At 60.2% G+C, this 19,433-nt stretch carries 15 protein-coding genes and 2 pseudogenes; 10 read left to right on the top strand and 7 right to left on the bottom strand.

Going from position 1 to position 19,433, the window contains the following annotated elements; genetic code table 11:
- Nucleotides 1–29 precede the first annotated feature (29 nt).
- From BMZ63_RS02655 to slmA, 8 genes are all read left to right on the top strand, one after another.
- Nucleotides 30–1,373, top strand: coding sequence for a peptidylprolyl isomerase (locus BMZ63_RS02655; protein WP_091701827.1), 1,344 nt, complete (start codon nt 30–32; stop codon nt 1,371–1,373).
- Nucleotides 1,370–2,374, top strand: coding sequence for a 4-hydroxythreonine-4-phosphate dehydrogenase PdxA (pdxA, locus tag BMZ63_RS02660; protein ID WP_091701303.1), 1,005 nt, complete (start codon nt 1,370–1,372; stop codon nt 2,372–2,374). The genes BMZ63_RS02655 and pdxA overlap by 4 nt, the downstream gene beginning before the upstream one ends.
- 9 nt (nt 2,375–2,383) lie before the next feature.
- Nucleotides 2,384–3,214, top strand: a complete 831-nt coding sequence (rsmA, locus tag BMZ63_RS02665; RefSeq protein ID WP_091701306.1) for a 16S rRNA (adenine(1518)-N(6)/adenine(1519)-N(6))-dimethyltransferase RsmA — start codon at nt 2,384–2,386, stop codon at nt 3,212–3,214.
- A complete protein-coding gene (locus BMZ63_RS02670) occupies nt 3,207–4,010 on the top strand; it encodes a symmetrical bis(5'-nucleosyl)-tetraphosphatase (RefSeq protein ID WP_091701310.1) in 804 nt (267 codons plus the stop codon). Before rsmA ends, BMZ63_RS02670 begins: the two co-directional genes overlap by 8 nt.
- On the top strand, nt 3,997–4,407 hold the full coding sequence (locus BMZ63_RS02675; RefSeq protein WP_091701313.1) for a DUF423 domain-containing protein: 411 nt from the start codon (nt 3,997–3,999) through the stop codon (nt 4,405–4,407). The genes BMZ63_RS02670 and BMZ63_RS02675 overlap by 14 nt, the downstream gene beginning before the upstream one ends.
- Nucleotides 4,408–4,415: 8 nt before the next feature.
- Nucleotides 4,416–4,616, top strand: coding sequence for a sulfur carrier protein ThiS (gene thiS / locus BMZ63_RS02680; RefSeq protein WP_091701315.1), 201 nt, complete (start codon nt 4,416–4,418; stop codon nt 4,614–4,616).
- A 79-nt stretch (nt 4,617–4,695) separates the two neighbouring features.
- Nucleotides 4,696–5,505, top strand: coding sequence for a thiazole synthase (locus BMZ63_RS02685; RefSeq protein WP_091701318.1), 810 nt, complete (start codon nt 4,696–4,698; stop codon nt 5,503–5,505).
- A gap of 1 nt (nt 5,506) precedes the next feature.
- Nucleotides 5,507–6,097 carry a nucleoid occlusion factor SlmA gene (gene slmA / locus BMZ63_RS02690; RefSeq protein WP_091701320.1) on the top strand — a complete coding sequence of 197 codons (591 nt, stop codon included), beginning with the start codon at nt 5,507–5,509 and terminating at the stop codon, nt 6,095–6,097.
- 411 nt (nt 6,098–6,508) lie between these two features.
- Here slmA and BMZ63_RS02695 read toward each other — a convergent pair whose 3' ends face one another.
- From BMZ63_RS02695 to BMZ63_RS02715, 5 genes are all read right to left on the bottom strand, one after another.
- Nucleotides 6,509–7,333 carry an inositol monophosphatase family protein gene (locus BMZ63_RS02695; protein ID WP_091701323.1) on the bottom strand — a complete coding sequence of 275 codons (825 nt, stop codon included), beginning with the start codon at nt 7,331–7,333 and terminating at the stop codon, nt 6,509–6,511.
- 60 nt (nt 7,334–7,393) lie between these two features.
- Nucleotides 7,394–8,689 carry a pyridoxal phosphate-dependent aminotransferase gene (locus BMZ63_RS02700; RefSeq protein ID WP_091701325.1) on the bottom strand — a complete coding sequence of 432 codons (1,296 nt, stop codon included), beginning with the start codon at nt 8,687–8,689 and terminating at the stop codon, nt 7,394–7,396.
- Between the two features lie 102 nt (nt 8,690–8,791).
- Nucleotides 8,792–10,114, bottom strand: a complete 1,323-nt coding sequence (locus BMZ63_RS02705; RefSeq protein ID WP_227663486.1) for a substrate-binding domain-containing protein — start codon at nt 10,112–10,114, stop codon at nt 8,792–8,794.
- Nucleotides 10,115–10,213: 99 nt separating this feature from the next.
- Nucleotides 10,214–10,525 (bottom strand): DUF3301 domain-containing protein, encoded by a 312-nt coding sequence (locus tag BMZ63_RS02710; RefSeq protein WP_091701328.1) that lies wholly within the window; start codon nt 10,523–10,525, stop codon nt 10,214–10,216.
- Between the two features lie 53 nt (nt 10,526–10,578).
- Entirely contained in the window at nt 10,579–12,210 is a 1,632-nt protein-coding gene (locus BMZ63_RS02715) for a methyl-accepting chemotaxis protein (protein WP_091701330.1), read from the bottom strand.
- A gap of 220 nt (nt 12,211–12,430) precedes the next feature.
- On the opposite strand from BMZ63_RS02715, the gene BMZ63_RS02720 reads away from it, so the two are divergent.
- Together BMZ63_RS02720 and BMZ63_RS02725 are read left to right on the top strand one after the other, a co-directional pair.
- Entirely contained in the window at nt 12,431–14,101 is a 1,671-nt protein-coding gene (locus BMZ63_RS02720) for a putative bifunctional diguanylate cyclase/phosphodiesterase (RefSeq protein WP_091701332.1), read from the top strand.
- Nucleotides 14,102–14,239: 138 nt separating this feature from the next.
- Nucleotides 14,240–15,187, top strand: a complete 948-nt coding sequence (locus tag BMZ63_RS02725; protein ID WP_091701335.1) for a helix-turn-helix domain-containing protein — start codon at nt 14,240–14,242, stop codon at nt 15,185–15,187.
- On the opposite strand, the pseudogene BMZ63_RS02730 reads toward BMZ63_RS02725, so the two are convergent.
- Both BMZ63_RS02730 and BMZ63_RS02735 read right to left on the bottom strand, forming a co-directional pair.
- Nucleotides 15,139–18,204, bottom strand: a pseudogene (locus BMZ63_RS02730) (efflux RND transporter permease subunit). The gene BMZ63_RS02725 and the pseudogene BMZ63_RS02730 sit on opposite strands and share 49 nt — an antisense overlap.
- Nucleotides 18,204–19,300 (bottom strand): annotated as a pseudogene (locus BMZ63_RS02735) (efflux RND transporter periplasmic adaptor subunit). The pseudogenes BMZ63_RS02730 and BMZ63_RS02735 overlap by 1 nt, the downstream one beginning before the upstream one ends.
- Nucleotides 19,301–19,433 lie beyond the last annotated feature (133 nt).

Genomic DNA, 19,433 nt, shown 5'->3' on the forward strand with positions numbered 1-19,433 from the left:
GCTGCGAATTGACCAACCAAGAGGTGATTATGAAGGCAACTGTCCGCCACGGACTGACACTGCTGCTGACACTGGCCATGGTGGCGCTGTCGGTTTCGGCCCAGGCCGAGCGAAAACTGCTGGACCAGGTGGTGGCCATCGTCGACGACGAGGCCATTCTGCAAAGCGAACTGGATGCGCGGGTGAACACCATTATCGGTCGCCTGAGCGCGCAGGGCACGGGGCTACCTCCCCGGCAGCAGTTGGAGGAGCGGGTGCTGGAGCAACTGATCACCGAATCCATCCAGTTGCAGATGGCCGATGAGCTGGGACTTCGTGTCAGTGATAACGAATTGAACGAGACCCTGGCCAACATCGCCCGGAACAACAACATGACCCTGGAACAGTTCGAGCAGCAACTGACCCGGGAAGGGGTAACCTACCAGCAGGCTCGCGAGCAGATTCGCAATGAAATGCTGAGCAGCAGGGTGCAGCAGCGTCGGGTGGGTAACCGGGTGCGCATCACCGACAGCGAAGTGGAAAGCTACCTGAAGGCGCAGCAGTCGCGTGGCGCGAACGAACCGGAATACCGGTTGGCCTATATCTTCATTGAAACCGAGGAGCCCGGTAACGAGGCCTCTGAAGATGCAGCCCGGGCGAAAGCCGAGCAGTTGCGAGAGGAGATTGTCGATGGCCGTGACTTCCGGGAAGTAGCGGTCGCCGAATCTGATGCCAGCAATGCCCTGGAAGGTGGCGACATGGGGTGGCGTTCAGAAAGCCAGTTACCGTCTCTGGTCGCGCCGGTAGTACCGAACCTGGCGGAGGGAGAGACCTCCGACATCCTGGAGAACAACAGCGGTTTTCACTTGGTGCAGGTTATGGAAAAACGCGGTGTTGAGCAGCAGGAATTCGTCCGGCAGCATCGGGTTCGCCACATCCTGATTCGCTCGTCTGATGCAGTGACAGAAGCCCAGGCTGAGCAGCGCATTCAGGAGATCTACCAGCAGTTGCAGGACGGTGCGGATTTCGCCGCCCTGGCCCGTGAGTTCTCCGATGATTCTGTCTCCGGCTCGGACGGTGGCAATCTCGGCTGGGTAAGCCCGGGCCAGATGGTGCCTGCGTTTGAAGAGGCGATGATGGACGCGGAAGTAGGCGAATTCTACGGCCCGATCCGTTCCCAGTTCGGCTGGCACATTCTGCAGGTTCAGGAACGCCGGAAGCAGGATGTCACCGACGCCAATCGTGAGTCACAGGCGCGCCAGGCCATTTACCAGCGCAAGTTCGAGCAGGAACTGCAGAACTGGTTGCGGGAAATTCGGGATGAAGCCTTTGTTGAATTCAAAGGTGAATATTCCGACCTGAATGCCAACAATGAAGACGAAAACGCCTCATGAGTGAACCGGTCACACTGGCCCTGACCGCCGGCGAGCCGGCTGGCATCGGCCCTGAGCTGTGCCTGCAACTGGCTGGAGAACCCCGGCAGGCGGGTCTGGTGGTGGTGGCCTGCAGAAACCTGCTGGCCGCCCGGGCACAGGCTCTGGGGCTGGGTGTCCAGTTGCATGACTGGTTGCCCGGCCAGGCACCGGAAACCGGCGCAGGGCATTTGTCTGTGTATCATGTGGATGGTTGTGGCTCACACGCAGCGGGCAAGCTGGATACCGGCAACAGCCAGTATGTGCTGGATACCCTGACCGTCGCCGCGAAGGGCTGCCTGACTGGCGATTTTGACGGTATGGTGACCGCGCCCGTGCACAAGGGCGTGATCAACGAGGCCGGCATTGCCTTCAGTGGTCACACCGAATTCCTTCAGGCGCTGTGTGGTGTGGAACGGGTGGTGATGATGCTGGCCACCGAAGACCTCCGTGTTGCACTGGTGACCACTCACTTACCCCTGAAAGACGTAGCAGCGGCAATCACACCTGAACGCCTGAGCCAGGTCACGCGTATCCTGAATGCCGACCTGAAAACCTTTTTCGGTATCGAACATCCACGCATCCTGGTGGCAGGCCTGAACCCCCACGCCGGTGAAGGTGGGCACCTGGGCCGGGAGGAAATCGAGGTCATTGAGCCAACCCTCGAGAAACTGCGGGCCGAGGGCATCCAACTGACGGGCCCGTTGCCGGCCGACACTCTGTTCACGCCGCACTGGCTGGACAACGCCGACGCCGTATTGGCGATGTATCACGACCAGGGCTTGCCGGTATTGAAATTCCAGGGCTTTGGTCGTGCGGTCAATATCACCCTGGGTCTGCCCATCGTGCGCACCTCGGTGGACCACGGCACGGCTCTGGACCTGGCCGGCACCGGCAAGGCCGACGCCGGCAGCCTGCGCACCGCCATCCGCGTGGCCGAGCACATGGCCCGCTACCGTCAGGCGGCCAAAAACACTGGATGAGTAACCTGCATGAGTAACAAGCACGGGCACAAGGCCCGCAAACGCTTTGGTCAGAACTTTCTGCACGACCCGGGCGTGATTGAGCGTATCGTTCGGGCCATCAATCCCAAGCCCGATGATGCCATCGTGGAAATCGGCCCGGGCCTGGGTGCGCTGACCGAGGAAATTCTGGCGGTGAACCCCCGCCTGCAGGTGGTCGAGCTTGACCGTGACCTGATCCCGGTGTTGCGCACCAAGTTTTTCAATTACCCCGAATTCCGCATTCACGAGGCGGATGCGCTCAGCTTTGATTTCAGCCAACTGATGACTGACCGGCCCCTGCGTATCATCGGCAATCTGCCGTACAACATCTCCACACCGTTGATTTTCCACCTGCTGGAACAGGCCGGTGTGGTGGCCGATATGCACTTCATGCTGCAAAAGGAAGTGGTGCAGCGACTGGCCGCCGTGCCCGGTGACAACAACTACGGCCGCCTGGGCATCATGGCCCAGTATTACTGCAAGGTGCAGCCGTTGTTCGAGGTGGGCCCCGGTGCCTTCCGGCCGGCGCCGAAAGTGGATTCCGCTATTGTCCGGCTGGTGCCTCATAAAGAACTGCCCCACCCGGCCAAAGACATCAAAACCCTGCAACTGGTGGTGCGCACGGCTTTCAGCGCCCGCCGCAAAACCCTGAGAAAAGCGCTGGGCGGACTGATCAGCGCCGAGCAGCTACAGACACTGGGCATCAATGACGGGCTGCGCCCGGAAAACCTGGGGCTGGCCGAGTACGTACAGATTGCTGACAGCCTGGTGGATAGCGGCAAGCCACCGGCAGAGAACGAAGAGGTAAGTAATGACTGACTACGCCATCGGCGATATTCAGGGTTGTTACGAACGATTGAGGGACGTGCTGGCGAAAGTGGATTTCTCGCCCTCCCGTGATCGCTTGTGGGTGGCGGGCGACCTCATCAACCGTGGGCCGTCATCGCTGGAAGCCCTGCGCTATATCGAAAGCCTGGCTGAGTCGGCCGTGGTGGTTCTGGGCAATCACGACCTGCATTTGCTGGCCGTTGCCTTTGGCGGTCACGGGTTCAAGAAAAAAGACACACTGCAGGAAATCCTGGATGCCCCGGATCGGGACCGGTTACTGGCCTGGCTGCGCCAGCAGAACCTGTGTGTGCATGACGCCAGCCGTAATCTGGTGATGGTGCATGCGGGCCTGCCCCATATCTGGGGCGTCGAGCAGGCCATGACCCTCGCCCGGGAAGTGGAAGAGGTGATCCGCAGTGACGCCGCCGGCGAATACTTCACCCACATGTACGGCAACCAGCCGGCCTGCTGGAGCGAGCAACTCGAAGGCATCGAACGTTGGCGAGTGATCACTAACTACTTCACCCGGATGCGCTTTATCGCGGAAGATGGCAGCCTGGAGCTGGCCACCAAACTGCCCCCGGATGACGCGCCGGAGGGCTATGTCCCCTGGTTCCAGTTGCCCCGGCAGGACGACATCCGCATTATTTTTGGCCACTGGGCCGCGCTGGAAGGCAAAACCGACAGCGACCAGTTTATCGGCCTGGACACCGGTTGTGTCTGGGGAGGGGCTTTAACCATGATGAATCTGGATACCGGCGAGCGAATTCATTGTGACTGCAGCTGACCCTTTGCAACAGAACATCCTCAGGTGGGCTCTCACCATCGGCGCCGTGGCGGGTTTGCTGGCGGTGGTGGCCGGAGCTTTCGGTGCCCATGCCCTGCGCGGCGTGGTCAGTGAACGGGGCCTGGCGGTCTTCGACACCGCCGTCAGTTACCAGATGTACCACGCCCTGATCCTGGCGCTGGCCGCCTGCATGCCGGCGCTGGGGCTGTCCCGCCGTTTGCTGGCAATCGCCTGCGGCTTCTGGACCGCCGGCATTGCCCTGTTCAGTGGCAGCCTGTATTTGCTGGTGTTGTCCGGCACCCACTGGCTGGGGCCGGTTACGCCGGTTGGCGGTGTCTGCTTTATGGTCGGCTGGTTGTTATTATTGGTTGCCGCCGTCAAGAAACCCCGGAGGTGAGTATTGTTATGCAGATTCAACTGAACGGCGAGGCCATGGAGCTGCCGGAGGCGACCACCGTAGCCGGCCTGATCGAGCGCCTGGAGTTAACCGGCAAGCGTCTGGCCGTGGAGCTGAACGAAGACATTGTCCCGCGCAGCCAGCACCCGGACATTACCCTTAACGACGGTGATCGGGTCGAGGTGGTGCACGCCATTGGCGGGGGCTAACCCCGACTTTATCCCGATTTTGCCTTGTTTGTTCGAGACAACCGTCCGAGATACAACGACCATCGAATTCAGGAAAACCATGACAGAGACAGCACAAATCCAGCTCCCCGAAGACAAGCCCCTGGACATTGCCGGCCGGACCTACCAGTCCCGACTGCTGGTGGGCACGGGGCAATACCACGACCTCATGGAAACCGGCCACGCCATCGAAACCTCGGGCGCCGAGATTGTCACCGTGGCGGTGCGCCGTACCAACATCGGGCAAAACCCCGACGAGCCCAACCTGTTGGATGTGGTAAACCCGGATACCTACACCATCCTGCCCAACACCGCCGGCTGCTACACCGCCAAGGATGCGGTACGCACCTGCAAACTGGCGCGGGAACTGCTGGACGGCCATGATCTGGTCAAACTGGAAGTGCTGGGCGACCAGAAAACCCTGTACCCGAACATGCCCGAAACCCTGGTGGCTGCCGAGGAACTGATCAAAGACGGCTTCAAGGTGATGGTGTACTGCTCCGATGACCCGCTGCTGGCCCTGCGTCTGGAAGAAATGGGCTGCGTGGCGGTGATGCCGCTGGGTGCGCCCATTGGTTCGGGCCTGGGTATCCAGAACCGCTACAACATCCGCCTGATTGTTGAGAATGCCAGTGTGCCGGTGCTCGTGGATGCCGGCGTGGGTACGGCCTCCGACGCTGCCATCGCCATGGAACTGGGCTGCGACGGCGTGCTGATGAATACCGCCATCGCCAAGGCCCGGGATCCGATCAAGATGGCCCATGCCATGCGCCTGGCCATTGAGGCGGGCCGCGAAGCCTACCTGGCCGGCCGTATGCCAAAGAAGCTGTACGCCAGCGCCTCTTCACCCATCGACGGCACTTTCTTCTGACATGAGCAAGCCCAAACCCAGTCGCCGGGATAGTATCCTTCAGGCGCTTGTTGAGCTGATTCAGTCCGACCCCGGCGCCCGCATCACCACTGCGGGCCTGGCCCGCACCGTGGGCGTGACCGAGGCGGCGCTGTACCGCCACTTTCCCAGCAAGCGGAAAATGTTCGAGGCGCTGATCGAGTTTGCCGAGGAAGCGGTGTTTTCCCGCTGCCAGGTGATCCTGCAGGAGCAGGACGATGTGCGGGTGCGCATCCAGCAGCTGGTGCATCTGGTGCTGGTGTTCGCCGAGCGTAATCCGGGTCTGTGCAGTGTGCTGACTGGTGATGCCTTGCTGGGCGAGGACGAAGCCCTGCGCAAGCGTGCCTCACAGTTCTTCGAACGTCTGGAGACGCAGATCCGGCAGGCTCTGAAAGAAGGCGAAATCCGCCAGGGGCTGAGTCCGCGAACCACGTCTGCCCGTGGTGCTGACTTTTTGATGGTCTTCCTGGAAGGGCGGATTCAGCGGTTTGTGCGTTCTTCGTTTAGCCGTCTGCCAACTGCTGATTTTGATGAGGCCTGGGGTCTGGTTTCCGAGTCGGTTTGGGCCGGATAGTTCTGGTTCTAGCCTGATCGTTTCGTGCTGCCAGTATGAGGGTGGGCCTTCACAGAACCGCTACAAGCACATCCGTGTGCGCTTCTCTCAGGCCATCCCTGGCCTTCGAAATTCTGTGAAGGCCCACCCTCACACTGGCCGTTCTGACCGCAGTAATATCGCCTGCTATAACTTAAGTTTTTCTCGCAATGGGTTTTGAGTTTCTGTTGTATCTTCTCTGTTCTAGCCGCCTCTTGGTTTTAAAGCGATAACTGCATGCGCTGGATTGGCGGTGGCCGGGATGCCTTTCCCGAAATTTTGAAGGCCATGGATGGCCTGAAATAAGCGCACATGGAAGTGCTCGTAGCGGTTTCGGGAAAGGCATCCCGGCCACCGGCACCACTGCTGGACCCAGCAGGCTGGGTAACAAGCTTAGTCATACCCGGAAGCAGACCGCAGTATAGAGCGCACAGGCTCCCACACCGCCGGTGCGGAAATCAGGATGTCCTGGCCCCAGAGATCTTCGGGATAACCCCTGGGTACATCGCCGAAATGGCCGGCCCTGGCACCGGCTTCAAGGGCGATCAGGCGTGCGGCGGCGAAGTCCCAGGGGCTGACGGTTTCGTAGTAGATATCCAGCCGGCCGCAGGCCACCCAGCAGATGTCGAGGGCCGCCGAGCCAATCCTGCGCAGGTCACGGCACTGGTGGATCATGGCGTTCAGGCGGTCCACTAAGGGCGCGAGGTTGTCCTTGGTGTAGGGAAACCCGGTAGCAAACAGGGACTGCCGGGGTACCGTGGCACCGCTGTGCGCAATAGCCTGGCCATTGAGGGTGGCACCTTCGCCCCTGGTAGCGCGGAAGGTCTCGCCCGGGAACGGCGCGTGCACCACGCCGGCCTGTACCTGACCGTTTTCAGCGTAGGCAATGGATACCGCTACCTGCGGGTGACCGTAAGCGTAGTTGACCGTACCGTCGATGGGATCGACGATCCAAAGCGGTGTTTCCAGTTCTTCGGCCTGGGACAGGTCCGGCATGCTTTCCTCGGACAGGATCCGGTGGTCCGGGAAACGTTCGCGGATGGCGCCGGTGATGAATTCGTCGGCCATGACATCGGCGTGCGTGACCAGTTCGGTCTGCTGTTTGTAGTCGGTGCGCAGGGTGTTTTGGTCGCGTTCCCGGCGAACCAGATCGCCTGCCTCAACGGCCAGCTGTTCGGCGAAATCGGTGATTGTTTGCAGCGTGTTTGGGTCAGACATGGCGCCCCCTGTGGAAAGGTGAGAGCGCCAGTCTATCATGGCGGGTTGGTAACAGTGCCTTTACAGGCTGTGGAACCATTGCTCCATCTTGTCCATCGCCTTGACCAGGCGCGGGCAGGCCTGGTTGACGAAATCATCGCCCAACTCCAGCTCTGCGTAGTCGCCGCCAGCCAGCTTCAGGGCCTGGGCACCGTCAAAATCCACGAACGCCAGGCGGGCGCCCAGATGGTCCGGCACGAAACCGAAATCGCTGGATGGCAGGATGGCCACGCCGGTTTTTTCCAGCAGGGCGGTGCTCAGGGCCTGGGAGGTTTTGATGTCGTGCCCGGCCAGTTTTTCCCGGTAGCTTGAGAAGTCCGGGAACAGGTAGAAGGCGCCCTCGGGTTTTTGCACCACGGCGTTCATTTCGGTCAGGCGCCGATGGGTGTATTCGCCCACCACTTTCAGCACCCGGCGAGACTGGCGCAGGTATTCGTTGATGTCGTCACCACCGTTAAAGGCCGTAATGGCCGCATGCTGGATGGGTGCGCTGGTGGAGGTGAAGGTTTCGCTGGCGATGATCGCCATGGCGTCCTGCAGCGGGCGCAGCTCCGGCGGGAAGATGAAGGTACCCAGGCGCCAGCCGCCGGCACCCAGCCATTTACTCATACCGGTGCTGATGATGGTGCCTTCCGGGTAGTAGCGGGCAATGGACTTGTGCCGTCCTTCGAAATGCACTTCCCCGTAAATTTCGTCTGACAGCAGGATGATCTTGTACTTGCGGGCCACGTTGGCGATGGCCAGCAGCTGATCGTCCGTGTAGGTACAGCCGGTGGGGTTGGACGGGTAGTTCAGCACCAGAATGCGCGGGCGGGTTGGGTCGTCCCGGCAGATGATGTCCAGCTCTTCGGCGGTCAGCTGCCAGTTGTTCTCCGCATGGGTCGGCAGCCAGTGCACGGAGCGGCCGATGATGCGTGCCTGCGGAGCGTAGGACACCCAGCTCGGGCGCGGGATCAGCAGGTCGCCGTAGTAAGCCAGCTGCAGAATGAACAGCAGTTCCTTGGAACCGGGGCCGATCAGTACGTCTTCCCAGGTGCTGCGCATGTGTTCGTTACGGTTGATGTAACCGGAGATAGCTTCGCGCAGGCCTTTCAGCCCCTTGACTGGCAGGTAATCCTTTTCGTGGGCGTGTTCCTTGAGGGCCTCTACCACCCGCTCGGGTACCGGGAAGGGAGACTGGCCCAGACCCAGTTTGATGATGTCTTTGCCTTCGGCGCGCAGCTGGTTGCTCAGCTCGTTGATGCGCAGGGTGGCGGAGGGCTGAATGCCACGAACATTCAGGTTAATGGCGTAACGGTGATCGTGTTTGATGTCCATTGTTTCCGGTCTTTTGGTTGGATGGCGACCACCGCAGTATAGAAAACCCAAACATATTTTAAATCGCCCGGCGCATAAGGGATTGCCGTAGCCAATCACCGGCTAACGGTTTTTTATCCAGACCTCGACCCGCCCGTTGCGTGGGCTGCCCTTGCCGCTGACGGGCATGTAGTGACCGTAGCCGGTGTAGGGTGCGTTTTCAACGCCGATTTCATTCAGTGCCTTGCGCACGGAAATTGCCCGCAGTTCCGATACCATCTGGGATTTCAGCTCGTGCTGCTGGGCATCGGCAAAACCGATCAGCAGCAGGTCGCGAGCCTGGCGATTCTGCTCGGCCAGGTAATGTTTCAGGCGCAGTAGATCCCGTAGGGCTTTGTTGTCCAGCTTGGTGCGTCCTTCGGCAAAGCGGAAGTTGACGGTCAGGCGCTGGTAGCGTTCCGTCAGTTTGCGGAACGAGTCCGGCACAACCGCTTCAAAGTCCGGCTTTACGGCAAGGGGGTTCTGGGAGACAAAGCCGGATTCAGCCACCAGGGCCTGGCCCTCGCTGCTCAGGGCAAAATCGATCAGCTCCCGGGCCATGGCCGGTGCCTGTTCACCGGTGGTGTACATGTACAGCCGGCGGGACAGCGGATAATCCTCGCTGGCAACGGTCAGCTGGTCGGGCTTCATGGCGGGTGCATTGCCGTCGGACACCGCCAGCAATTTGCTGTTGCGCACCGAGGCCAGCCCGGCAAAACCGATGCCGGCGGGGTCACGGGAGACATCGTCCGAGAGCTTGTCGTTTGATTCATAACGGCGGGCGGACTCATGCAGGGAATACTCGCCGTTCAGAACCAGGGATTTGAAAGTGTCCCAGGTGCCGGACCGGTTGTCCCGCGCGTACAGCCGGATAGGCTGGTCAGCGCCACCCAACTGTGCCCAGTTGTTGATCTGGCCGGAGAATATCTGCCCGAGCTGGTCAATGCTGAGCTTGTTAACCGGGTTTTGTGGATGTACCAGAATGGCCAGTCCGTCGATGGCTATAACGTGTTCACTGTCCAGTGAACGCAGATCGGCCCGGTTGCCGAGCTGCTCCACTTCACTGGCTTTGGCGGGCCGGGAGGAGGCCCAGATGTCGGCCTCGTTGCTGGCCAGGGCACGGTAACCAGTGCTGGAGCCATGGGCTGCCACCAGGATACTGATATCCCGGTCACCGGCGCGGGTACTGAGAATTTTTTCATTGACGGTGCCGGTGCCACGAGTGCGGACGTCACCTTCGCCGAGCTGCTGCAGGTAACCTGTCACCAGCATGGGTGCAAGGGTGGCGCCAACGGTGTTAGAGCCGTGAATTTCCAGATCGTGGGCGGCGGCGGCCATGCTCAGAGAGACAACGGTGATGAAGGCAGCGGTCCGGCTGACCAGTTTGCGGGCGTGGGTGCAAATCATGTCCTTGATACCTGTATTGTACTGCTTGATTGCCGGCATCATGGGACAGGACTGTGACAGGGATATTGCAGCGCCCGACGGGGCAGGGAAATAAACGGATCAGAACCGGTGGGGGTCGAGTTCCATGTGGCAGATTTTCTGGCCCAGCATGATGACCCGGCCGATGTAACGTTCTTCACCGGTGGTGGTGAATTCGAACAGAAAGCGGCGCCACACTCTCAGCCTGCCCTGGTCATCGCGTTTGAACCAGAGGCCGCGCAGGTAGATGGCATCGTCCAGTAGCAGAACGTCCATGGTTTTGCAGTACCGGCGGGCGGCCTGCAGGACGAAATCCTTGATGGCTTTGGCACGCCACCAGTACCAGATGGCAAAGCCGGCGACAAAGAGCCAGAAGAGGGTTCCCAGGGTCAAGGTGTTGGCGATCCTGTTGGTTGGTTGACCGTTAGGCGGACCGCCAGAGTACCCTATTGAGCCGGCTCGGGAAATTGTTTCGGTGGTGGTGACGGCTGTGCCACCCGCAGGCGTTCGCGCAGCATGTGCAGGAAGTGGCTGGTGAGCAGTTGTGCCTGGTCCACATGGGTGCCGAGCTGCTCGGATTCCTCGCGGGCACTTTCGCTGCTCTGGACGGACTGGTTGCCCAGTTGCAGCAGGTGCTCGGCCTGCTGCTCCACCTGCACCGCCAGGGCCGATTGCTGGGCGGAGGCGCCGGCCACTTCCCGGGCACAATCGTCAATGATGTCCATGTCACTCAGCGTGGTTTCCAGCGACTGGCTGGCCTCATCGGCCATCGCGGAAGTGTCGTTACAGGCCTCGGACCCCTCGTTCAGCACGCTGACCACCATGCGGGTTTCTGACTGCAGCTGTTCGATCATGGTGTCGATGCGCTGGGTGGATTCGTGAGTGCGCCCCGCCAGGCCCCGGATTTCGTCGGCAACCACGGCGAAACCGCGTCCGGCCTCGCCGGCCCGTGCGGCTTCGATGGCGGCGTTCAGAGCCAGCAGGTTGGTTTGCTCGGCAATCTCGCTAATGACCTCAACCACCACGCTTATGGCATCGCTGCGCTCCGACAGCTTGCCCATCTCCTGATTGGCTCTGTCCAGGCGGCCTCGCAGGTGTGAGATTGAACGATTGACTCCATTCATCCGGTCCCGACACTGCTGGGCCGATTGCCGGGCCCCGGTGCTGGCATTTTCGGTCTTTTGGGTCATGTCGTTGACCCGGCGAACGCTCTGGGCCAGCTCTTCAAAGGCCCGGGTGATGTTTTCAATGTCACTTTGCTGGTTGCGCACGCTGCTGACCGAGCTGCTCACCCAGTCGATGGTTTTCTGTTTCTTGCCATGCAGCATGCCGATGTTGGCGTGCATGCGGGCCGAGACCGCCCTGAGGGTGGCGTCCCGTTTTTGCCGGTCGTATTCGATCCAGGCACCTTCATCGCGCCGGCCGGTGTAGATCCACGGCATCACAGGATGGGCGTTGCAGCAGGCATCGCGGGCGGTGCGCATCATAGGCAGGGTGAGCCAGAACAGTATGGCGAAGACCGCCAGCACCAGGACTTGAAGCACCAGCATTTGCATCAGCGTCAACGAGGCCAGCCCGAAAACCACCAGGCTGCCGGCAAGCAGGGCATAAAGGCACGCCAGCTTGCTGGTCAGCGGCGGACTGATGGCCTGATAGCGACGTGGAATACCGCCTTTCTGCCAGGCCGCATAGGCGGCTTCAGCCCGCTGGATCTGGGCGCATGTAGGTTGGCAGCGAACCGACTGATACTCGACGATCTTGCCATCTTTCTTGATCGGGGTGACGTAGGCATCGACCCAGTAATGATCACCGTTCTTGCAGCGGTTTTTGACAATGCCGCGCCACGAGTCACCGCCCTGAACGGTCTGCCACAGGTTCTCGAATGCCGGTGGTGGCATGTCAGGATGACGGATAAGGTTGTGAGGTTTACCAATCAGCTCGTCAAGTTCAAAACCGGCCACGTCGAGGAAGTCCTCGTTGGCGGCGGTAATCTTTCCTTTCAGATCGGTGGTGCTGATCAGGTGATAGTGGGCCGGGTATTCGCGCTCTTTGCCGGTAACGGGCTCATTCCTGCGCATGTGTCGCTCCAAAATACTCTTTATGTGCCTTCACTATCGGCCTGCAGACCTTCGCAGGATATCCGCTTATTGCAAATCTTGAGAGACTGGCAGCTGAAACCTGCCGCTCTGGTCAAAGAAACGTCTGTTTTGCAAAATCTGGATAGGTTGAGGATGTTTTAAGCTTATGCTGACAACAAGAATAAGAAACGTTGACACGGACGCACAGGCGGATGCCGGCATGCAGTCACTGAACGAACCGGATTTCAAGGCGCTGGTGGACTCCCACCCCAAAGCCATAATGCTGACCGCGCAGGATGGCTCCATTGCCTACGTTAACGATCAGTTCGAACGGGTTACCGGTTACCGACAGGAAGAAATTGTTGGCCATAACCCGTCCATTCTCAGTTCAGGGATGCATTCCCGGGAGTTCTACATCGACATGTGGCAGAGCCTGGAGCGTGACAAGCGCTGGGAAGGGCTGATCTGGAACCGTCGCAAAAATGGTGAAACCTACCCGCAGTGGCTGAATATTTACCCGGTTGAGCACGAGGGCGGCGCATTCTATACCGGTGTGTTCATGGATGTGGGTGAACTGACTGCCAACGACGAACGGCTGGCGGCACTGGCCTATTATGATCCGCTGACCGAACTACCCAACCGTACCCTGTTCCAGGAATTTCTGAAGGCCCGTGCCTGTCAACGCGAACCCGCCGACCGCTGTTTTGCCGTGCTGTTCATTGATCTGGATTTCTTCAAGTCGGTGAACGACCTGCACGGCCATGACTATGGCGACCGGGTGCTGAAACAGGCGGCGGTGTGCATCCAGGGCGTGTTGCGCAAAGGTGACTTGGTGGCGCGCCTGTCCGGTGACGAATTCGCCGCCATTGTTGAGTTGCAGGAACCCTCGGAAATCAACGCGGTGTGTGAGCGCATGGCCAGCGCTTTCCGCAAGCCGGTGTCGGTGGATTTCCGCGAGTACTTCCTGTCGGCCTCGGTCGGGGCGGCCCTCTACCCGCGCCACGCGGAGTCCGCGTCGGATTTGTTGCTAAAGGCCGACCGCGCCATGTATGCGGCGAAAACCGCGGGCCGGGCCTGTTACCGGGTGTACAGTGCCGAGGAAAGCGAGCAGGGGCAGCACCAGCAGATGCTGTCAGAGGCCCTGGTGGCATCGCTGAAGGTGGCACCGGAGGAATTCTCGGTCATGTATCAGCCTCAATACGACCTGCGTTCTGGTGCCATGGTGGGCATGGAAGCCCTGATGCGCTGGCGCCACCCGGAGCTGGGGGCCGTATCGCCCGGTGAGTTTGTGCCATTGGCCGAGCAACGTGGCCTGATTCACGAGCTGACTGAACAACTCGTGCGTTGTATTACCCGAGACCTGACCCGCCACGACTTCGGCACTCACGGTAATATGCGTCTGGCAATCAATATCTCCGCCCGTCAGATAGCCGATGACCGGCTTGAGGTCCTGCTTGAACCTTTCTTTACCCGTCTGCAACTTGCCGGTTGGTGTCCGGAACTGGAGATCACGGAGACTCACCTGATGAATCTGTCGCCGCGCTGCCTGGATAAATTGCGGGATTTCGGCAAACGGGGCGTGATGGTGGCCATCGATGATTTTGGCACCGGTTACTCGTCACTGGCCTACCTGCACGCATTGCCTGTGCACGTGCTGAAGATTGATCGCCAGTTCGTCCAGCGCCTGGGCCCGGACAGCCGCGATTCGCGCATCGTCTCGGCCATTCTTGGCATTGCCGACGCACTGGAACTGGAGGTGGTGGCCGAGGGTATCGAGACCGAGGCCCAGAAGGCCAAGCTACAGGAGCTGAACTGCCATCGCGGTCAGGGCTTTCTGATGGCCAGGCCAACACCGCTGGAGAGTCTGGTGCGACAGGCCACCTCTGGTTAGTGACACTCGACGGGTTTGACGGGTATCAATAAATGATCGGAAATCGATGATTTTTTGATCATTTTGCAAAATTTGGCTAGGGAATAGAGAGGCTTTGCCTTAAAAGGGCGAAGTCTCCATTACCAACGCCATCTGTTTATGTCCGACCCTGCCAGCCCACCCGGGCTTGATGCCTATCTCCGGTTAAACCGTGCCTCGTCCGGCGAATGGCGTCGTGCGCTGCGCCAGCTTCTGGGCAGTCAGCAGTTGCAATGCCGGGGCGAACGCCGCCAGGCGGTGTTCGGCTCATTGTCGGCCCTGGAAACGGATTCGGGCGTGATCTGCATGCTCAACACCGCCCAGCGGTTATCCCTTGGTGATGGGCCCCTGCCGGCTTCACTGGTGATGATGGTGGTGGAGGGCGGCTGCCAGTTGCAGCTTGATAAAGGTGTGTTTGCACCGGTTCAGCCGGTTGCCAGCGTTGGCCCGGGCCAGACCTTTACCCTGACCATCGAACCTGGCAGCCGCGTGATGCTGGTCTATCCCCTGTCCGGCCGCGTGGCGGCATCGCCGGCCAAGGCCGAATCGCTATTGCGCTTTTTGTATCGGGCGGAGTTTTTTGGCGATTACCGGCACGCCTGCCAGAGCGCCGGCCAATTGTTCGCCGAGCTGGAAGACGGTGGCTCCGGGCCTGCCTGTGAACACGACGTGGCGCTATTTCCGCCAATGGACCGGCGCCTGGCTCGGGCGGTGGCGAAAATCCGGGACGAGCACCAGTGGGCGTTCAACCTGCAGGAACTGGCCAGCCATTCCGGGGCCAGCGAGCGCAACCTGTATTATCTGATGAAACGGGAAACCGGCCTCACCCCCTACCGCTTCTACCAGCGCTGCCGTCTGGTCCGGGTGCGGCGCCGTCTGGTGGATTGCCAGTGCGACATTCCCCACGTGTCCTGGTACGCGGCCAACGAGGGTTTCTCTCACCTGGGCCGGTTCGCCGCCTTGTATCGGCAACACTTTGGCGAACTGCCCAGTGAGACAGTGCTGTGGCGCCGTCAGCTTCAGGATGGCTTTTCGTCGGCGTATTCATCCGCTGCCGAGCCGTGGTGATCACGGGCCAGCAGCAGGTAAAACGCCGGCAGCACGAAAATGGTGAACAGCGTACCAATGCCGAGGCCGGCGCTGATGGTCAGGCCGATGGCAAAGCGGCTTTCCGCGCCCGGGCCAACCGCAATCAGCAGCGGCACCATGGCGAAGATCAGGGCCAGGGACGTCATGATGATCGGCCGAAGGCGGATGGCCGCAGCTTCCACCACCGCATCGAACTTGCTCAGCCCCTTGTCTTTCTGCAACAGGTTGGCGAACTCCACGATCAGGATGCCGTTTTTCGACACCACGCCGATCAGGGTAATCAGCCCCACCTGGGTGTAGATGTTCATGGTGGCAAAGCCCAGCACGATAAAGGCCATGGCCCCGGCCACCGACATGGGCACGGACACCAGGATGATGAACGGGTCCCGCCAGCTTTCGAACTGGGCCGCCAGTACCAGATAGATCACCAGCAGCGACAGGAAGAAGGTGACCACCAGCGCGCTGCCCTGATCGGCCAGTTGCCGGGTCTGGCCGGTGTAGTCGTTGCTGAAGCCGAGAGGGAAGACTTCCTCGGCGGTGCGTTCCATGTAGTCCATGGCCGTGCCCATGGCCACACCGGGCTTGACCACCCCTTGCAGCGTCAATGAGTTCAACTGGTTGAACTGGGTCCGGTTGGATGGCTCCACTTCTTCACTGAAGCTGACCACGCTGGACAGCGGTATCAGCTCGCCGTTACCGGCGCGGATGTAGTAGTCGTCCAGTGCTTCCTTGCTGGGCCGGAACTGATCGTCCACCTGGGGCATCACTTTGTAGGAGCGGCCTTCCATGTTGAACCGGTTGATGTAGCCACCGCTGAGCATGCTGGACAGCGACTGCCCCACATCCTGCATGGACAGGCCAAGGTCCGCCACCCGGTCCCGGTCCACGTTGATGCGGGTGGATGGCTTGTCGAAGTTGATGGACTTCTGCAGGAACATGAAGTTACCGCTCTGCATGGCCCTGCCCAGCAGTTCGTCCGCCACTTCGTCCAGCTGCTCGTAGCTGCCGCCGGTGGTGATCACGAACTGGAATGGCAGACCGCCGCCGGAACCGGGCAGGGACGGGCGCGGGAACACGGCGGTTTGCAGGCCGGTGACATTTTTCAGCTCTTTGTCCAGCAGTGGCTGGGCTTCAAACTGGCTGATGTCCCGCTCGCTCCAGGGTGCCATCTTAAAGCCACCGAACACCGCGTTCGGGCTGGTGATCCCCAGAATCATGAAGTCTTCGTGATAGCCGGGCACAGAGGCGATACGCTCCTGTACTTCCTTGCCGTTATCAATCAGGTAATCCATGGTCGAGGTTTCCGGCCCCAGGCCCTGGTGAAACAGGATGCCCTGGTCTTCGGTGGGGGCCAGTTCGTTCTGGCTCATGGTCACCATGAAATAGATGGAGCCCAGCACCACCACGGCGAAGAAAATGACCACCGATTTGGTCTGCATGAGCGAGATCAGGGCGCGCTTGTAGGTGTTGGCCAGGCCATTGAAGGTTTTTTCCACCAGCTGCTCAAACCGGCCAGGGTTGCCATGGGGCTTAAGCACCTTGCCAGACAGCATGGGCGAGAGGGTGAGGGCGACAACCCCTGAAATCACCACGGTACCGGCCAGAGTGAAAGCAAACTCGGTAAACAGCGAGCCAACCAGCCCGCCCATAAAGCCGATAGGGGCATATACCGCCACCAGGGTGGTGGTCATGGCGATGATTGGCACCGCCATTTCCCGGGCGCCGTTGATGGCGGCATCAAAGCGGGATTCCCCCTGCTCGATGTGCCGGTGCACGTTTTCCACCATGATGATGGCATCGTCCACCACCAGTCCGATGGCCAGCACCATCGACAGCAGGGTCAGCAGGTTCAGTGAGAAGCCGAACATCAGCATGATGAACGCACCGCCGATCAGCGACAGCGGCACCGCCACCGATGGCACCACCGAGGCGCGTACAGAGCCCAGGCACAGGAACACCACCACCAGAACGATGATCATGGCTTCGAGCAGTGTTTTGATCACCTCGGCAATGGAGTCCTCGATGAAATCGGAGGCGTCGTAGGCAAGCCGAACGTTCAGGCCGGAGGGCAACTGGCTTTCAATGTCGGGCAGTTCCCCTTTCACCAGATCCGCGACGGTCAGCGGGTTGGCTCCGGGGGCCATCTCGATGGCCACGAAAGCGGCTGGCTGGCCCTTGTACAGGGCCAGTTGGTCGTAGGTTTCCGAGCCCAGTTCCACCCGGGCAATGTCGTCGAGGCGAATCAGGGTGCCGTCGGACTCTTTCACCACCAGGTTGCGGAAGGCCTCCGGGTCGGCAATGTCGGTGTCGCTGGTCAGACTGATTTCAGTGTATTTATCCTTGGTTTTGCCAACGGCGGCCTGATAGTTGTTGGCGCGCAATTTGGCGGCCACCTCGCCCGGCGTCAGGTCAACCGCGGCCAGGCGCTCGGGGTCCAGCCACACCCGTAGGGCGAAGTTGCGGCCGAGAATCTGGGCCTTGCCCACGCCGGACAGGGCCTGCAGTTTGGGCTGCACCACCCGGGTCAGGTAATCGGTAATCTGGGGTACTTCCAGCTCGGTGCTGTAGAAGGAAATGTACATCAGCGCCGTGCTGTCGACGGTGGTGGAGGTGATCACCGGGTCCTCGGCCTATGCCGGCAGCACGTTGCGCTGGCTGGCCACCTTGGCCTGGATTTCAGCCAGCGCGTCGTTGGCGTCGTAATTCAGCTCCATCTTGGCTTCGATGGTCGACACGCTTTGGGAGCTGGTGGAGGTCAGGTAATCAATGCCGCTGGCCTCTGCGATGGCCTGCTGCAGGGGCGTGGTGATAAAGCCCTTGATCAGATCCGAACTGGCGCCGGGGTAGGCGGTAGTGACGGTGACGGTGGTGCTTTCCAGTTCCGGATACTGGCGGATTTCCATTTCCATGGCGGCCCGCGCGCCGATCAGAAGGATCAGCAGGCTGACCACCGTGGAAAGAACCGGCCGGTGGACGAAGATATCGGTGAAGCGCATTATTCAGACGCCTCCTGGCCGGATTCTTCCTGGATTTCCACCCGCTGGCCATCACGCAGGCGCAACAGCCCTTTGGCAACTACGGTTTCGCCGGCCTCCAGGCCGGAGGTGATCTCGGCCCGTCCGTCACGCACTTCACCGGTGGTAACGGTGCGCCGTTCAACAACCTGTTCGCTATCGTCGTTTTCGGTCACCACAAATACGAAATTGCCATATGTATTGTAGGAGATGGCGGTGCGGGGCAGGGTGATGACTTCATTTTCCCGGGGCTGGCCGGTCTTAATGGTGGCAAACATGCCCGGGCGCAGCTTGCCCTGTTCGTTGGCCAGGGTGGCGCGCATGCGTACGGTGCGGCTCTCCGGGTTCACCGAGGTGTTGATGGCACTGACTTCACCGCTGAAGGTTTCACCCGGCACCGCTACCCGGTGACCGTCACCGGGTAGCCCTTGTCCACTTCCGGCAGCGCTTTTTCGGACAGTGTGTAGTCCACGTAAATCGGGTCGAGCATGTTGATTTCGACAATGGGCGTGCCAGTGGCAATGTATTCGCCCTGGTCGACCATGCGAATACCCAGAGTGCCGTCAAACGGTGCGCGGATCACCTTCTTGTTCAGCTGTGCCTCGGCTTCATTGACCCGGGCCCGCGCGGCGTCGTAATTGGCCTTGGCTTCGTCGTATTGGGCCTGGGATACCGCCTTTTTCGGTAACAGATCGGAAATGCGCTTGAATTCCTGGGCGGCCAGTTGGGCTTCCGCACGGCGGGTGCGCAGAGCTGCCTCGTCGATGGCCGAATCAAGCCGGATCAGCACGTCGCCTTTGGCAACGGTGTCGCCTGATTCAAAGTTGACGGTTTCCACCACCCCGGGCAGCTCGTTGGCGACTTCAATGCCGTTGATGGCCTCAACGCTACCCACGGCCTTGATCGACGGCTGCCAGCTTTCGGTGCTTGCCTCAGTCACCGAGATCCTGGCCGGCGGCTGGGGCTGAGACAGCTGTTTTTCCATCTGACCGAATTGGTAGATCTTGTAGCCGAAGATGCCACCAAGGACGAGGCCAAGAAAAAGAATAACGATTACAAAGCGGGAAGCCGTGCGCATGAGTCTGTTCCTGGGGAATGGATGACATGAAGTTAACTCAGCATGCTACACAAACAGAGTGAGGACGTCATCAAATGAGAATTACAATCGGCCACGTTAATTTACATCCATGCTTGTATGGATGTAAGATGCG

Origin of the sequence: Marinobacter persicus, from assembly GCF_900114155.1 — a bacterium.
Taxonomy (GTDB): domain Bacteria; phylum Pseudomonadota; class Gammaproteobacteria; order Pseudomonadales; family Oleiphilaceae; genus Marinobacter; species Marinobacter persicus.

Coding starts and splice junctions, on each gene's coding strand:
- rsmA (WP_091701306.1), top strand. CDS start 2,384: ATGAGTAACAAGCACGGGCACAAGGCCCGCAAACGCTTTGGTCAGAAC.
- BMZ63_RS02685 (WP_091701318.1), top strand. CDS start 4,696: ATGACAGAGACAGCACAAATCCAGCTCCCCGAAGACAAGCCCCTGGAC.
- BMZ63_RS02700 (WP_091701325.1), bottom strand. CDS start 8,689: ATGGACATCAAACACGATCACCGTTACGCCATTAACCTGAATGTTCGT.
- BMZ63_RS02670 (WP_091701310.1), top strand. CDS start 3,207: ATGACTGACTACGCCATCGGCGATATTCAGGGTTGTTACGAACGATTG.
- BMZ63_RS02720 (WP_091701332.1), top strand. CDS start 12,431: ATGCAGTCACTGAACGAACCGGATTTCAAGGCGCTGGTGGACTCCCAC.
- pdxA (WP_091701303.1), top strand. CDS start 1,370: ATGAGTGAACCGGTCACACTGGCCCTGACCGCCGGCGAGCCGGCTGGC.
- BMZ63_RS02695 (WP_091701323.1), bottom strand. CDS start 7,333: ATGTCTGACCCAAACACGCTGCAAACAATCACCGATTTCGCCGAACAG.
- BMZ63_RS02725 (WP_091701335.1), top strand. CDS start 14,240: ATGTCCGACCCTGCCAGCCCACCCGGGCTTGATGCCTATCTCCGGTTA.
- BMZ63_RS02655 (WP_091701827.1), top strand. CDS start 30: ATGAAGGCAACTGTCCGCCACGGACTGACACTGCTGCTGACACTGGCC.
- thiS (WP_091701315.1), top strand. CDS start 4,416: ATGCAGATTCAACTGAACGGCGAGGCCATGGAGCTGCCGGAGGCGACC.
- slmA (WP_091701320.1), top strand. CDS start 5,507: ATGAGCAAGCCCAAACCCAGTCGCCGGGATAGTATCCTTCAGGCGCTT.
- BMZ63_RS02715 (WP_091701330.1), bottom strand. CDS start 12,210: ATGCGCAGGAATGAGCCCGTTACCGGCAAAGAGCGCGAATACCCGGCC.
- BMZ63_RS02705 (WP_227663486.1), bottom strand. CDS start 10,114: ATGATTTGCACCCACGCCCGCAAACTGGTCAGCCGGACCGCTGCCTTC.